The following is a 16211-nucleotide window of genomic DNA, read 5'->3' on the forward strand; positions in this document are numbered from 1 at the left end:
ATACATCCCCTTTAACTATAATTCTTTCGAAATGAATTTTTATTCAAATTCATTATAGTGATCACTACGATAGATTACAATGAATGTTATGTCTTTTTTATCATAGTAAAACCTCCACATTAACTATTATCAATAGTGGAGGTTCAAGCATTGCTATTCACTTTTTATCGCTTCGCTTATTAAGCAATTGTTACTTCCATCAATTTTCCTTTTGAATCAAAGAATGCTGTGTAATTGCCATCATTTGTCTCATAAGTTACATATGTGCCGTCTTCATTACCGAGTTTACCTTCTTCTATGATTTTATTTGAACTGTGTGCATCCTTAAATGTTGCTTTGGATACAGTATTAGGTTTAGTGAAGAAAGTGATTTGTACAACTTCATCATCGCTATTAAAACTGACTGAAGTATCATATAGTTCCTTAGTATGATCGAATTCTTTTTTAGCGTCTTGATCTACTTTATAACCATTCATTGTGACATTATCGTATTTTAATGCTCTTACAAAATTATAATCTTGTGTAAATGCTGCATTATAAGTTGTATAACCTTCATATTTATACCATGGAATTTCTGCTTTCAGACTCATACCACTCTTACCGTAACCCCAAGTTGCTTCTTTATTTACTTTTTGCTCTGCTTGCGCCTCATGACCATTCGTTGATACATACGCTGCGGAAGAACCTACGACAAGTGCTGATACAATAGCTGTTGAAGATAACACTTTAACAATTTTGTTCATAGTAAATCACTCCCCATTTTGTAGTATCCCTATTGGCTAAAAAACCAGCTTATTTAATGCGCTCATTATCTACAAATATGTTACCTTTATTATGAAAATGTTTCATTCCCCTTTAATGTATCCAACAAAATCTACTTACCTCACAAAGCCCACATGCTTATTATCATTACACGTACTTTGTAGTTTAATTACCTTGGTAAAATAACTAGATTCAATATACTTTTAACAAATTCATGGAAAAGCTATTTTTAAGGGATTTAATAATCAAATACACTTCCGAATCACTGCGTAATATTTCACCTTAATCATACTCCTATTTAGAACAATTGCAAGTTTTTCTTATCTTATTATATCATTTGTATGAAACCGCTTTATTGATTTAGAATATAATTTACTCTAAAATTAATATATAGTAGTCCATCTCTATACTAATATATTAAAAAAGTTAATGATTGTATCATTTTGTAGGAAGGATGTTTATTTTGGTATATATTTTACAAGTAGATTTTTCTATGGAAGGGCCTTTTAGCGATGAAATGGCTCATCAATTTTCAGATTTAGCTAAGTCCATTAATAAAGAACCTGGTTTTTTATGGAAAATATGGACTGAAAGTGAAAATAACAAAGAAGCTGGCGGAATCTATGCATTTGAAACTGAAAACGATGCTCAAAACTATCTGACAATGCATTCTAAACGTCTCGCATCAATGGGTATAAACGAAGTCAATGCTAAGATATTTACAATTAACGAGACATTAACAAAAATCACGCATGGCCGTATCTACTAATTTAACCTTTTCAATTACTCAAAAATAAGCCTTTCAATAAATCACATTTGATGATTTTGAAAGGTTTATTTCAGTGCCATTTATATCATTTTTTAAATGAATTTTATATAAGCAATGCATCTATAAACTATGTTTGCTGTAATTTTGTCATACGTTCTCCAAATGTTTCAAAGGATATTTTATTTTGAGAGAATTCAGCAACAAGCTGATACATTTTTTCATTTTTAGTATATTCATGCTTATCTAAAAGTTGCTCTGCGTATGCTTCTTCTGGCAATGGTACAGTGACATCTCGTTCTTTCGAAAAGGCTACGAAGTATCTTATGCCTAATAATCGTTGAGATTGAGCGTTAATATGTATACCGTCAGGGTTGGGTGACAATTGCTCACCTGTTACGTAATAACAATTCGAATGTTTTATTGCTACATCTATAATTTGCGCGTTAATTTGTGCAAATTCTGTAGCACTTTGTCCAAAACCTTCACGCCCTAAATAATCGCCTAATAATCCCATGATAAAAGGTACAGTGGGTACATTTAATCTATTTCTAAAATGTTGTATTAACCGACTAAGTTTAGGGGCATAATCTTGATACTTACCATCCATACTATCACTTTCACCTTGATGCCATAATATTCCTATAAGTTCACTTGTTTCCATCGCAAACTTTGCTTCTGAAATTGCATGTCTCGTTAAGGGTTGTTCTTCTGCCCAATCCTCTATAGATGTCCCACCATCTGCACATGGAATTAATCCAATCGTTTCCTCTGGATGTTCATCTAACCACAATTTGGCAAAGGAAGCTGCTGGTCCAATACCTGCTACTGTACGATCACTATGAATAGGTTCATCCATCATCTGCCATCGTCCATTTTTCAATACTTGAATACGCTCATCAAGAATCGGCTTCACATTATCAACAAATCCACGTCCAGCCATATTAGACTGTCCTATAAGTAATATAGATTTCATGCTATGTCCCCCTTTATATAAACAATAACTTACTAATAATTTTAAAATAACACACCCTATATGATATAGTTATACATAGACTACATATAAAAGTGAGCTTACATTCCCTCTTTTGAGCTTTAAATTATTTACCTTGCTTAACCTCTTTTGTATCAGGATCAAAATATTGTATAGATTGTCTGCGTAATTGATCTTTATGTGTATCTGACTTGCTAAAATCATTTTCATAAAGTGTAGACTCCCAACTACCATACATTGGATTTGGGAAAACAATATATTTCTTACCGAAATCTTTACTATGTTTGGTTACTAATGCTTCTCGAGATTGTTGCGTCGGCTGCTTAGGATCATCAAAGTCTAATAAATTATCTCCAAATAACATAATCAATCTATGGTCCTTTTTAACCGCTTCTCTACGTGATGATTTATTCTCATCATTTTTATCTTTAAGCATAATATGTTTATCACTAGCTTGTGGCAAACCTTCTGATTTAAGGTTATGCTTTGTCGCTTTAAAATCTTTCTCTTTATCTCGATCAGAAATATAGTAAATATCAATGCCTTTCTTATCTGCATATTCTAAAAATGACCTCGCTCCGTATACAGGTTTAGCTTGAGCGGATTGAATCCATTCATGCCATCCTTCAGGATAAGGTTGATTATGTAATGCTGCGTATCCTTGATATGGTGAATTATCTAAGACTGTTTCATCAATATCAAGCGCAATGGCTAATTTTTCTTTTCCCTTATGTTTTTTGAGCGCTTCATCTAAATTAGTCTTTGCATTATTATAGCCTTGTAAGTAAAGGGCTTTAGCCTCTGCCGAATTTTGATACCATGCCACTGACATAATATTTTCAGACCCTAGATTTACTTGCTGTGGTGCTTGTGTTAGCTCTGCAGTAGTTGCTTCAGCAGTTGATGTGGAGGCAAAAGTCATTGCACTAGCTAATGTTAATACTGCTGTATATTTTGTGATTTTATTCAAACATATCATCCCTATTCATTTTATATCTTAACACTATATTACTATGCTACTTATCAATTTCAATAGTTAATTTTTATTAGAAAAATATACTTTAACTATCTATTTTCAATATATTTATTTTTGTTGTTCTAGCACTTTTTGATAGAAATAATTGGCAACTACAATATCTACAATCGCTACACCTACTGACTTAAATACAGTGATTTCCGATTCAGTTAACCGTCCTTCTATTTTAGATGCTACAATATTTCCTAATTCCCCATATAAATCCGCTTTAGTAAATATACCTTCTGACACTGGCGTAATGAGATCACCTGTTTCTTCCATTGCTGCCTCTACTGCTTCAACTACGACCTTGTCTGCCTTAGCAATCGCATGTGAGGGCAACTCTTGCATGTCAGGTTTAAATGAACCAACAGCGTTAACATGGACCCCAGGTTCTAATCCGCAATTAAATACGGGGCGCGTCGCATTCGTCGCAGTAACAATCACATCTGCATGCTCAATCGCTTTATCGACATGATCAAATACCTCTACATCTATATTCGTATGTTCACTTTGAACTTGTTTCGCAAAACGAATTGCCTTTTCATATGTCCGGTTATAAAATTGGATACGTTTAATATCTCTGACCGCTAAGACTGCTTTTATTATGCCTTGGGCTTGATCGCCAGTGCCTATCACACATAATGTTTCGGCATTTTGGCGTGCGAGATATTGCGTTGCTACGCCTGTAATAGCCCCTGTTCGAATTTTAGTTAAATAAGAACCTTCAAGCACAGCTAAAGTTTCTCCTGTTTCATAATCTGATAAAATGACAGAACCTACTATGGTACTTTTACCTGATTTAACATTATTAGGCGCAACTGTTACTGTTTTTAATCCTACAACTTTTAATTCATCTGATAAGGCCGGCATGACTAAATAACGATTTGATTCATTAAATGGTAAAACATACCTCAAAGGCGTAGCCGTCTTACCTTCTGAATATGCGCGTAATGATTCTGCAACTACTTCGACAATTTCTTCCATATTTAATAAGGCAGCTTGTTCTTTTTCATCTATAAATAACATAAGTAGCACCTCTATTCATCATTAGTTTCTTTAAACATATCATAATTTAGTTCACTGATAATTGTCTGTTCATAATTATTCTATGTGTGCATTATTGAGCTGTATAACCACCGTCAATTAAGATTGCTTGGCCTGTCACACTTTTTGCGCCATCACTACATAAGAATAGCGCATAATCTGCAACATCCTGTATGTCGATGAGTTGTTTTTGTGGGATTAATGGAAATAACACTTCTTCTAATACCTGTTCAGAAGACACACCTCTATGGCTGGCCAAATCTTCCATCTGATTGCGTACAAGTGGTGTATCGATATACCCTGGACAAAGAGCATTAACAGTAATGCCTTCTGTTGCTGTTTCCAATGCTGCCACTTTCGTCAATCCAATGATTCCATGTTTTGCACTATTATAAGCTGCTTTACCAGCAAAACCGATGATTCCATTAATAGATGACATATTTAATATTCGACCATATCCTTGTTCTTTCATGATAGGTAAAGCATATTTTGTACCGATAAAGCTGCCAGTAAGCATGATATCAACCATTTGTCGGAATTTGTCTGTAGAAAATGATTCAATGGGACTAACGTGTTGTAAACCTGCATTATTAAATAGTATATCTAATCGACCATAGTGCTTGATTGTTGCTTCTATCATTTGCGCCATTTCATTTTCCTCTGTAACGTCAACTTGTATAGCTATACAATCAAAGCCTTGTCTCTTTAATTGTGCTACTTCTTGGTTTAACTTATCTTTATCTAGATCTGCTAAGACTACTTTTGCACCTTTATTTAAGAAGACTTTTGCTATGCCTAAACCTATTCCACTTGCAGCTCCAGTCATAATCATTACCTTATCTTCCACTATTGTTCCACCTACTTTAAATGATTTTCAAAACGTGCATTTGTATTTGCTTCAACTTGTTCTAACGTTACACCGGGTTGTAATTCAACAAGCTTCATCACACTATTTTCAAATTGAAATACAGCTAAATCTGTAATGAGTGTATTTACTACACCTACTCCTGTTAGAGGAAGTTCACATTGCGCTTTAATTTTAGAATCACCATGCTTATTCATATGATCCATGATTACTACAACTTTCTTGGCACCAACAACTAAATCCATAGCGCCTCCCATACCTTTAACTAATTTGCCTGGGATCATGTAATTAGCTAAATCTGCTGTTTCTGATACTTCCATTCCGCCTAAAATCGCTAAATCAATATGTCCGCCACGAATCATAGCAAAGGATTCAGCATTATCAAAATAAGAAGCACCTTTCGCTGCCGTTACAGTTTCTTTTCCAGCATTAATAAGGTTTGGATCTACTTCCGCATCTGTAGGATACGGACCGATACCTAATAAGCCATTTTCAGATTGAAAGAATACATTTTCTACATGGTCGTTCATTTCATTAGCTACAAGAGTGGGCATTCCAATACCTAAATTAATTACCATATTACTTTTAATCTCTTGTGCTGCACGCTGAATAATATTATTGCGTTTTGTATGTTTATCCATGAACATCCTCCTTAACCGTACGCTTTTCAATTCTTTTTTCAAATTTTTCTCCTAAATAGATATAGTCTACATATACACCTGACATATGTACTTCATCTGGATCAATATCACCTAATTCAACTAATTCTTCAACTTCAACTACTGTGATTTTAGCAGCCATCGCACATAATGGGTTGAAATTGCGTGCTGTTTTTTCAAATACTAAATTACCAAAAGTGTCTGCCTTCTGTGCTTTAACTATTCCAAAATCTCCCTTAATTGCGCGTTCCATAATATACATTTCATCATCAAATTCACGTGCTTCTTTGCCTTCAGCAACGAGCGTTCCCACACCAGTTTGTGTATAAAAGGCCGGAATGCCTGCACCACCCGCACGTAATTTCTCAGCTAAAGTACCTTGAGGCGTTAACTCTACATCTAACGTTCCATTAATTAATTGTTGTTCAAATATTTTATTTTCACCTACATAAGAACTTATCATTTTATTAATTTGTTGTTTCTCTAATAAGCGACCTAAACCAAAATCATCTACACCACAGTTATTACTAACAACAGTGAGGTCTTTCGTACCTTTCGTACGTATCGCTTCTATTGCATGTTCAGGTATGCCACATAAGCCAAATCCTCCTGCTAATATTGTCATACCATCATTTAAATCATCAAACGCCATATTTATATCTTCTATTACTTTCGACATAATACCCCTCGTTTCATCTTATGTTTTTAATACCTAGTACTAAATTCGATTATACTTGAAAATAGAATTGAATTCTTTAAATCATACTTTTGTTTATTTCCACAAAAATGGTTAGAGCATTGTATCTTTAATTATTGTTATACACCTTTCTATTTTGCTGATAATGTGACAATCCCTAGAGACATCGTATCAGAGATTACAAGATTTGAATCTTTTACCTAAGTAAACACATGCTTAAAATTGCACTATTTTAAAGTTCATCAAAAAAAGCACACCTCCTTTTTTAAATGGAGGTGTGCTTTTTAAGTATAGCGGTTTATATCACAAACTTTATATCATGTTAATGCTATCAATGATTTAAGCTATTTCAATTTGGAAACGGCGTATTACTGTACCATCTTCTAATGTAGATGGCTCAATTTCTTCCCCACCATTATGCTTAATTACTGCTGCTGAAGCTTCATTCTCTTTATCACATGTGATTAATGCTTCTTGAACACCTATTCTTGATAGATAGTCTAGAGATTTTTTTAATAGTTTATTACCGTAACCTTTGCCACGATATTTCTTTCGAATGCCGTAGCCAACATGGCCGCCTACTTTTTTTAGTTTGTCATTTAAATTATGACGAATATTTGCTGCACCAATGATTTCATCATCATCAATTAAAAATAACGTCGTATTATCCACGGTTTCATCATGTGATTTATTATCTGCTAATTCATGTACTAATTCTTCAAAATTATTATATTTAGTAATGTTTGTTATAGCAGGAACTATTTTTTCATCGTGATCAATCCACTCACCCATATAATCACAATATAACGATTCGTCACCCATTGTTAATTCTCTAAATTCAACCATGTTGACACTCCTTTCCTTTACAAATACTCATTTAATGTATTGTTGTGTGTATTAAGATAATATACATATTGATCCGTCCATGAACCATTTTCAAATATAAATCCTTGGCGTATACATTCAAATTGAAAGCCTAATTTCTCTATTAAATGTAACGACTGTGGATTATCTAAATTGATATGCGCTTCAATTCTATGGAATTGCAAGGTATCTCGTGCTTGTTTAACTAATTCTGTTAACGCTTCAAAAGCATAACCTTGACGCCAAAATTGATTGTGTATAAAATATCCTATTTCGCCCCATTGAAAATTATCTCTGCTCAGGTTCTTAATATCTAACATGCCTATGTGCTGCCTTGTTACTTTATCAAATATACCAAAGATGTATAAATCGTCTGCTTTAATCTCTTGTCGTTGACGTTCTACAAGCGCTGCAAACCACGGCTCTGTTGCTTCTGACATATCAATGTGACCTCTGTCATGCTTGTGTTGAGATGGCTTACGGTTTACAAAGCCACTAAGCCATGATTCGTAATCATTTTCTTCCAACGGTCTAATGATAAGACGTTGTGTAGTGAAATGCAACCTTAAATTTTTAGTCATTTAGAATCTCCTTCAAGCACAAACTTATTATACAAACTATAACACCATTTATTAGTAAATTATAGGTTTTAACATATCTTTCATCTCTCTTCTGTAGAATCTCACATACGCTATATTCTATGTCTTAATACATCTTGCTCAGCTTTGCGTTAAATTTATGTATACGGGTATATATTATATGAAAACATTATCATTTGAAGCTCGTACTTCTTTATTTAGATTTTACCTTTAGCATAAAATTACCTCTATAAAACGTAGGATGAGCGAATTTTTATATTAAGGAGGTTGTTACTATGAATAGTAATACATCTAAATTACTCTTCACCTTTTTCGGAATTTTAGCATGGTTATCAACAATGATATTATTTGTTTTGCCTATTTTGACACCGTACCAAAAGTATATCGAAAGTCAAAGTGGTTTATCTGCAAATTGGATTGTTGTATTACTGGTATTAATTACACTTTTTTATATTGGTCTTTTAGTACTTGACATTTATAGTACAACGGCTACTCAAATCATGCAATTTGTACTATTAACTGTAGTTGTTGTATGTGCCCTGCCTTCTATTGCAGCGTTCATTATTATTTCATTTGTCGTAGATATTAGCATTATTGAAATATTTATACCGATTGTACTGCTGATTTTAGCAATCATGATTCATATCTTATGGTTTGCTATTCCATTTATGCAAAATAAAGAAAAACATGAAGACTTAAAAAATAAACGTAAAAAATTAACAAGCTAGTTACTATATCATAACTAAGTCATTATCAACCATTCTGTATATAGCTTAACCATTAACACTTTCAAAACCATGTTGGATATTTTATGCCGCATGGTTTTGTTTATCTTTATTTCTATTTATTTTATATCATTTTGTATTTTTAAGATAATATCCTCTATACTCATTTCTGATGTAATAGTCTTTTCATGCTCTAAACCTAAAAAGTCGTTAGCAACAAACCACTCAGCCATTTTTTCTTCACCAAAGTCAGTGTCTTTTTTCATTAGATGCCTACGCACCGTTTCTTTAAAGGACAAATCAAAATAGTAGGCATATGTTTCTATCCCTTCATATTCTATTAATCCGTTTAACATATCACCATATTTTTTCTTATTTAAAATACCTTCTAAAATCACATAATCACAATGTATAAAACCATATAAAGTAATTGTCTCAATTAATTGAATAGCCGTATTGTTCGGTTTATCACGTACATTTAACATGTGTCTACGAACCATATCTTGCTCTACTAATAAGACGCGCCCTTCTACTACATTACGCAGATTTCTTGCAATAACTGTCTTGCCACTGCCAGAATTACCTCTAATAATAATGAATTTCGTCATTAATCCACTCCTATTATTATGAAAAAAAGCCCGAAGACAGTTACGCTTCGAACTTTTTTATATTTAAATTGGTCTTTTCACATAATCATTAAATGTTTATGCTTAAATTGTGCCTAACTCTTTTCCAACTCTTTCAAAAGCAGTAATAGCTTGATCTAACATTTCTTTCGTATGCGCTGCAGTTGGCATGTTACGCACGCGTCCTGTACCTTTAGGAACTGTTGGGAATACGATAGATTTCACGTATACACCTTCATCTTTTAAGCGACGGCTAAATTCTTGAGTTTCTTTCTCATCACCAATAATTACAGGCGTGATTGGTGATTCTGAATTACCGATATCAAACCCTAATGATTTTAATCCGGCTTTTAAATAATTACCATTTTCCCAAAGTTTATCATGTAATTCCGTAGAAGCCATTAATTTTTTAACTGCTTCTGTAATAGCTTTAGTATCACCAGGAGCTAATGATGTTGAAAATAAGAACGGTCTTGATTGTGCTTTTAACCAATCAATTAATGATTGTGTACCTGCTACATAACCTCCAACAACCCCAATTGCTTTAGATAAAGTCCCAATTTGGAAATCAATTTTATCTTGTAAACCAAAGTGTTTGACAGTTCCTGCACCGTTACCCATAACACCTGAACCATGTGCGTCATCTACATACGTTATCAAACCAAATTCTTCAGCAATTTCAACGATTTCTGGTAATTTAGCAATATCTCCATCCATACTAAATACACCATCTGTGATATACATAACTTTATTATATTGGCCTGATTCTACTGCTGCTTTCGCTTTGGCTCTCAAATCTTCCATATCAGAATGATTCACACGAATAATTTTTGCTTTAGATAAACGACATCCATCAATAATTGAAGCATGGTTAAGTTCATCAGAAAGAATCGCATCATTTTTATTCATTACCGCAGAAATTGCAGCCATATTACAATTAAAACCTGATTGGTACGCTACTGCTGCTTCTGTACCTTTAAATTTCGCAAGTGTTTCTTCTAATTCATCATGTAAATCTAATGTACCATTAATTGACCGTACTGCACCTGCACCTACACCATGTGTATCAATTGCATCTTTAGCAGCTTGCTTTAAATCTTCATCTGTTGCTAGTCCTAAATAATTATTTGATGACAAGTTAATATAACTTTTCCCATTGATTTTAATTTCAGCGCCATTTGCACCTTCAATCGTATCAATTTCGTTATATAAACCGTTATCTTTTAAATACTGAATATTTTCATCTAAAAAGCCATGTAGTGATTGAACCACTGCAAGTCCCCCTTTGAATTGTCTTTGTGTTTAATCTAATCATAACCTATTTTGATATTTGAGGAAAGTAGAATAACATCTGAGAAGAAAGCCTTTCCTTGAATTCCATTTAAGAACATGATTTGTCCCTACAGTTAAGCAATTTTAAATGGTATACTAATTAAAAAGTATAAGGAAGAAGGGTTGAAGTTGTTTGATTGGTTTCAACTAGCAAATGACAAAGAAAATGCAATGGTGCAAGTACGCCGTTATTTACATCAATATCCTGAATTATCATTTGAAGAACATCATACACACGACTATATCATGAATCAATTGAGTCAATTGCCATGTGAAGTGCGTGCACCTGTAGGACGCAATGGAATAGTAGCAACTTTTACAGGTCGTGGCGATGGACCAACCATCGCTTTACGTGCTGATTTTGATGCATTACCTATTGATGAATTAAATGATGTTTCATACAAATCTAAAAATGCTGGTGTGATGCATGCTTGTGGACATGATGGTCACACTGCCATCTTACTTGGCGTCGCAGAAATTATAGAATCCCACTTACAATCACTAAATGGCAACGTGGTACTTATATTCCAATATGGTGAAGAAATTATGCCCGGTGGCTCACAAGAAATGATTGATGATGCTTGTTTACAAGATGTAGATAGAATATATGGTAATCACCTATGGAGTGGCTATCCAACTGGTACGATTTATTCGCGCCCAGGCCCGATGATGGCATCACCAGATGAATTTAACATTACAATACATGGTAAGGGTGGACATGGGGCGAAACCTCATGAAACTATCGATCCGGTCGTAATTATGGCTGAATTTATTATGAGTGCACAAAAAATCGTTTCACGTACGATTGACCCTGTAAAACAAGCAGTAGTAAGTTTTGGTATGATTCAAGCAGGCTCTGCAGATAACGTTATACCTGATTCAGCAATTTGTAGAGGCACTGTGCGTACATTTGATACAGAAATTCAAAATCATGTTATGACGAAACTCGATAAAATATTACAAGGTCTATCTCTCGCAAATGATATCACATATTCTATGGACTATATTAAAGGTTACTTACCTGTAAACAATAATCCTTATTGTTCAGATGTCATTAAACAAGCAGCGAATGATATTAACCTTCGCTATAATGAGTCAGAACTCATGATGGTTGGTGAAGACTTTTCACATTATTTAAAAGTACGTCCAGGTGCATTCTTTTTAACGGGTTGTGGCAATTCAGAAAAAGGCACAGACTACCCCCACCATAGTCCTAAGTTTGATATTGATGAAAAAGCGATGAAATATGCAGTAAGTGAATTTTTAAAAATATTAGAATTAGAAAATGTTTTCAAAGCACCTAACCAATAAAAATTCCATCGTATTTTAAGTTAAAAAAAGCAAAGCGCTCAATGAGTGCTTTGCTTTTTTTATTCAAGTTATTTCAATCACTCATCTATGAAGATGATCTAAAGGCTTAATTTGGTTTACAATAGCCTTTGCTATTGCATTAAGGGCACCTAATCTCTATAGAACGCTCATTTTATTAAAGCAGAGTTCTATAGAGTTCTTAATTTGGTTTACAATAGCCTTGCTATTGCATTAAGGGCACCTAATCTCTATAGAACGCTCATTTTATTAAAGCAGAGTTCTATAGAGATAAGGTGCCCTATAAAAAAAGGAGTCTCCCAAAGGAGACTCCAAAAATTCTATTTAGAATAGAAATTATTTGATGATTTCAGTTACAACGCCTGATCCAACAGTACGTCCACCCTCACGGATAGAGAAACGAGTACCATCTTCAATAGCGATTGGTGAAATTAATTCAACTTCCATTTCAACGTTATCGCCAGGCATAACCATTTCAGTACCTTCTGGTAAACTTACAACACCAGTTACATCAGTAGTACGGAAATAGAATTGTGGGCGGTAGTTAGTGAAGAATGGAGTATGACGTCCACCTTCATCTTTTGATAAAACGTAAACTTCAGATTTGAATTTTGTATGTGGTGTAATAGTACCAGGAGCAGCTAAAACTTGACCACGTTGTACATCGTCACGTGAAACCCCACGTAATAACGCACCAATGTTGTCGCCAGCTTCAGCGTAGTCTAGTAATTTACGGAACATTTCTACACCAGTAACAGTTGTTTTACTTGATTCTTCAGTGATACCGATAATTTCGATTTCTTCACCGACTTTGATTTGACCACGTTCAACACGGCCTGTAGCAACAGTACCACGACCAGTGATTGAGAATACGTCCTCAACTGGCATCATGAATGGTTTGTCAGAATCACGTTCTGGTGTTGGGATGAAATCATCAACAGCTTGCATTAAGTCTAAGATTTTTTGCTCATAGTCAGCGTCGCCTTCTAAAGCTTTTAATGCAGAACCAGAGATTACAGGTACATCGTCACCTGGGAAGTCATATTCGCTTAATAAGTCACGAACTTCCATTTCTACTAATTCTAATAATTCTTCATCGTCAACCATGTCAACTTTGTTTAAGAATACTACTAATGCTGGAACACCAACGTTACGTGATAAAAGAATGTGTTCACGAGTTTGTGGCATTGGACCATCTGCAGCAGATACTACTAAGATAGCTCCGTCCATTTGAGCAGCACCAGTGATCATGTTTTTAACATAGTCAGCGTGTCCTGGGCAGTCTACGTGAGCATAGTGACGTTTTTCAGTTGTATACTCGATGTGTGAAGTATTAATTGTAATACCACGTTCTTTTTCTTCTGGAGCATTGTCAATCATGTCGTATGATTGAGCAAGTGAGTCACCATGTTTTGCTAATACAGTTGCAATTGCAGCTGTTAAAGTTGTTTTACCATGGTCAACGTGACCGATAGTACCAATATTGGCATGTTCTTTTGAGCGATCAAATTTTTCTTTAGCCATTATAAAATCTCTCCTATTCTGTTAGAAAATTAATTTTTGAATTTATCTCTCATGACAGTTTCTCACCATCATGAGAAGATCTTTCATTTTTTGGAATAAAGGACCATATAGTACCTTTATAATGCATTTTTCCCAAAAAATCAATTGATAAAACTATAAGCTACATAACTAAGCTTTAAATGTATTGTACAGACAGATGTCGTACGACACAAGTTTAATTATTCGCCTTTATTTCCACTGTTTTTCTTAACAATTTCTTCAGCAATTGATTTTGGAACTTCAGCATAGTGATCAAAGTACATAGTATACGTACCGCGACCTTGAGTGTTAGAACGTAATGATGTAGCATAACCAAACATTTCTGAAAGTGGTACAAAAGCATTTACAACTTGTGCATTACCACGAGGTTCCATACCATCAACACGTCCACGACGAGATGTTACGTCACCCATGATGTCGCCCATGTACTCTTCAGGCATTTCGATTGTTACTTTCATCATTGGTTCTAAGATAACTGGTTCACATTTTTTAGCTGCTTCTTTAAGTGCTAATGATGCTGCAACTTTGAAGGCCATTTCTGATGAATCGACATCATGGTATGAACCATCATAAAGTTTAGCTTTAACATCAATTAATGGGTAACCAGCTAATACACCGTTTTCCATTGAATCTTTAAGACCTGCTTCAACTGATGGAATGTATTCACGAGGAACTACACCACCAACGATAGCGTTTTCGAATTCGAAACCGCCACCAGTTTCATTAGGTGAGAATTCAATTTTAACGTCACCATACTGACCACGACCACCAGATTGACGAGCGAATTTACCTTGAACTTGAGCTGATTGCTTGAATGTTTCACGGTATGAAACCATTGGAGCACCAACATTACATTCAACGTTAAATTCTTTCTTCATACGGTCTACTAAGATATCCAAGTGAAGCTCACCCATACCACCAATGATAACTTGTCCAGTTTCATCGTCTGTGTGTGCATGGAAAGTTGGGTCTTCTTCTTGTAATTTAACTAACGCAGTAGTCATTTTATCTTGGTCGGCTTTAGATTTTGGTTCAACAGATAAGTGAATAACAGGCTCTGGGAAATCCATAGATTCCAAGATAATGTCATTTTTCTCACCACATAAAGTATCACCTGTTCCAGTATCTTTAAGACCTACCGCAGCTGCGATATCTCCTGCATATACTGTATCAAGCTCTTGACGAGAGTTAGCGTGCATTTGTAGTAAACGACCTACACGTTCACGTTTACCTTTCGTTGAGTTCTTAACATATGAACCTGATGATAATGTACCTGAATAAACACGGAAGAATGTTAATTTACCAACATAAGGGTCAGTCATAACTTTGAACGCTAAAGCAGCGAACTCAGCACTGTCATCAGCTTTTGCGATAACTTCTTCTTCTGGATTTTCAGCACGATGACCAATAATTGGTTTAACATCTAATGGTGATGGTAAGTAGTCAATTACTGCATTAAGCATTAATTGAACACCTTTGTTTTTGAAAGCAGTACCAACAAGAACTGGATAAAATTCTACGTCGTTAGTTGCTTGACGAATAGCATTTTTCAATTCATCAATACTGATTTCTTCGTCACCAAGATATTTTTCCATTAATTCATCATTAGATTCAGCTACAGCTTCGATTAATGCTGAACGAGCTTCTTCAGCTCTTTCTTTATGATCTTCAGGAATTTCAATTTCTTCAATTTCAGTTCCTAAGTCATTTGTGTATTTGAAACATTTCATTTCAACTAAGTCGATGATTGCTTCAAACTCGTCTTCCGCACCAATTGGTAATTGGATTGGTTGTGCATTCGCTTGTAAACGGTCATGAATCGTGCTTACTGAATACTCAAAGTTAGCACCTAATTTGTCCATTTTGTTTACGAATACGATACGAGGTACACCATAAGTTGTTGCTTGACGCCAAACTGTTTCAGTTTGAGGCTCAACACCTGATTGTGCATCAAGTACTGTTACCGCACCATCAAGTACACGTAATGAACGTTCAACTTCAACAGTGAAGTCTACGTGTCCTGGTGTATCAATGATGTTTACACGGTGGTCATCCCACTGCGCTGTAGTAGCGGCAGAAGTAATTGTAATACCACGGTCTTGCTCCTGTTCCATCCAGTCCATTTGTGAAGCTCCTTCATGAGTTTCACCAATTTTGTGGATACGTCCAGTGTAGTAAAGAATACGTTCAGTCGTAGTTGTTTTACCAGCGTCGATATGAGCCATGATACCAATATTACGAGTTCTTTCTAAACTAAAATCTCTAGCCATGTATTTTTCTCCTTCCAGTATAACTGCGAATAAATACTATAAATATGGCGATACCCTAAACATGCGCCAATGATAGTAATCTACCAATACGGAACATG

16 protein-coding genes are annotated in these 16211 nt (G+C 34.8%); 3 read left to right on the forward strand and 13 right to left on the reverse strand.

The genetic code is table 11. From position 1 onward, the window contains the following. Positions 1 to 179: 179 nt before the first annotated feature. A complete protein-coding gene (isaB, locus tag QMO72_RS11610) occupies positions 180 to 743 on the reverse strand; it encodes an immunodominant staphylococcal antigen IsaB family protein (RefSeq protein ID WP_103266089.1) in 564 nt (187 codons plus the stop codon). 482 nt (positions 744 to 1225) lie between these two features. Here isaB and QMO72_RS11615 point away from each other — a divergent pair, with 482 nt between their 5' ends. Beyond that, positions 1226 to 1531: a monooxygenase gene (locus QMO72_RS11615; protein ID WP_103266088.1), complete on the forward strand. Its 306-nt coding sequence runs from the start codon at positions 1226 to 1228 to the stop codon at positions 1529 to 1531. Positions 1532 to 1658: 127 nt separating this feature from the next. Here the strand turns inward: QMO72_RS11615 and QMO72_RS11620 are convergent, their stop codons facing one another. The 8 genes from QMO72_RS11620 to QMO72_RS11655 form a co-directional block, all read right to left on the reverse strand. Beyond that, positions 1659 to 2504, reverse strand: a complete 846-nt coding sequence (locus QMO72_RS11620; protein ID WP_103266087.1) for a sialate O-acetylesterase — start codon at positions 2502 to 2504, stop codon at positions 1659 to 1661. A 124-nt stretch (positions 2505 to 2628) separates the two neighbouring features. Beyond that, on the reverse strand, positions 2629 to 3492 hold the full coding sequence (locus QMO72_RS11625) for a 5'-nucleotidase, lipoprotein e(P4) family (RefSeq protein WP_103266086.1): 864 nt from the start codon (positions 3490 to 3492) through the stop codon (positions 2629 to 2631). Positions 3493 to 3606: 114 nt separating this feature from the next. Then, entirely contained in the window at positions 3607 to 4566 is a 960-nt protein-coding gene (locus tag QMO72_RS11630) for an ornithine cyclodeaminase family protein (protein WP_103266085.1), read from the reverse strand. A 91-nt stretch (positions 4567 to 4657) separates the two neighbouring features. Further along, a complete protein-coding gene (locus QMO72_RS11635) occupies positions 4658 to 5434 on the reverse strand; it encodes a 3-hydroxybutyrate dehydrogenase (RefSeq protein WP_103266084.1) in 777 nt (258 codons plus the stop codon). An 8-nt stretch (positions 5435 to 5442) separates the two neighbouring features. Further along, a complete protein-coding gene (locus QMO72_RS11640; protein WP_103266083.1) occupies positions 5443 to 6090 on the reverse strand; it encodes a 3-oxoacid CoA-transferase subunit B in 648 nt (215 codons plus the stop codon). Further along, complete coding sequence (locus QMO72_RS11645; protein ID WP_103266082.1) at positions 6083 to 6787, reverse strand: CoA transferase subunit A; 705 nt, start codon at positions 6785 to 6787, stop codon at positions 6083 to 6085. Before QMO72_RS11645 ends, QMO72_RS11640 begins: the two co-directional genes overlap by 8 nt. A gap of 357 nt (positions 6788 to 7144) precedes the next feature. Then, the gene (locus QMO72_RS11650) at positions 7145 to 7651 is read right to left on the reverse strand and encodes a GNAT family N-acetyltransferase (RefSeq protein ID WP_069823412.1); all 507 of its coding nucleotides are present in this window, start codon (positions 7649 to 7651) and stop codon (positions 7145 to 7147) included. Between the two features lie 17 nt (positions 7652 to 7668). Further along, the gene (locus QMO72_RS11655; RefSeq protein WP_103266081.1) at positions 7669 to 8250 is read right to left on the reverse strand and encodes a GNAT family N-acetyltransferase; all 582 of its coding nucleotides are present in this window, start codon (positions 8248 to 8250) and stop codon (positions 7669 to 7671) included. A gap of 293 nt (positions 8251 to 8543) precedes the next feature. Between QMO72_RS11655 and QMO72_RS11660 the strand changes: the two genes are divergently transcribed. Next, positions 8544 to 8996 carry a hypothetical protein gene (locus QMO72_RS11660; RefSeq protein WP_103266080.1) on the forward strand — a complete coding sequence of 151 codons (453 nt, stop codon included), beginning with the start codon at positions 8544 to 8546 and terminating at the stop codon, positions 8994 to 8996. Positions 8997 to 9112: 116 nt separating this feature from the next. On the opposite strand, the gene QMO72_RS11665 is transcribed toward QMO72_RS11660, so the two are convergent. Both QMO72_RS11665 and QMO72_RS11670 read right to left on the reverse strand, forming a co-directional pair. Beyond that, complete coding sequence (locus QMO72_RS11665) at positions 9113 to 9601, reverse strand: P-loop NTPase family protein (protein ID WP_103266079.1); 489 nt, start codon at positions 9599 to 9601, stop codon at positions 9113 to 9115. Positions 9602 to 9703: 102 nt separating this feature from the next. Beyond that, positions 9704 to 10891: a glycine C-acetyltransferase gene (locus QMO72_RS11670; RefSeq protein ID WP_103266078.1), complete on the reverse strand. Its 1188-nt coding sequence runs from the start codon at positions 10889 to 10891 to the stop codon at positions 9704 to 9706. A 189-nt stretch (positions 10892 to 11080) separates the two neighbouring features. Between QMO72_RS11670 and QMO72_RS11675 the strand changes: the two genes are divergently transcribed. Continuing rightward, entirely contained in the window at positions 11081 to 12262 is a 1182-nt protein-coding gene (locus tag QMO72_RS11675; protein ID WP_103266111.1) for a M20 family metallopeptidase, read from the forward strand. Positions 12263 to 12616: 354 nt separating this feature from the next. Here QMO72_RS11675 and tuf read toward each other — a convergent pair whose 3' ends face one another. Continuing rightward, positions 12617 to 13804, reverse strand: a complete 1188-nt coding sequence (tuf, locus tag QMO72_RS11680; RefSeq protein WP_046837709.1) for an elongation factor Tu — start codon at positions 13802 to 13804, stop codon at positions 12617 to 12619. A gap of 218 nt (positions 13805 to 14022) precedes the next feature. Further along, positions 14023 to 16113, reverse strand: coding sequence for an elongation factor G (gene fusA / locus QMO72_RS11685; RefSeq protein ID WP_103266077.1), 2091 nt, complete (start codon positions 16111 to 16113; stop codon positions 14023 to 14025). Between the last annotated feature and the right edge of the window lie 98 nt (positions 16114 to 16211).

Origin of the sequence: Staphylococcus casei (assembly GCF_030294405.1) — a bacterium.
GTDB lineage: Bacteria > Bacillota > Bacilli > Staphylococcales > Staphylococcaceae > Staphylococcus > Staphylococcus succinus.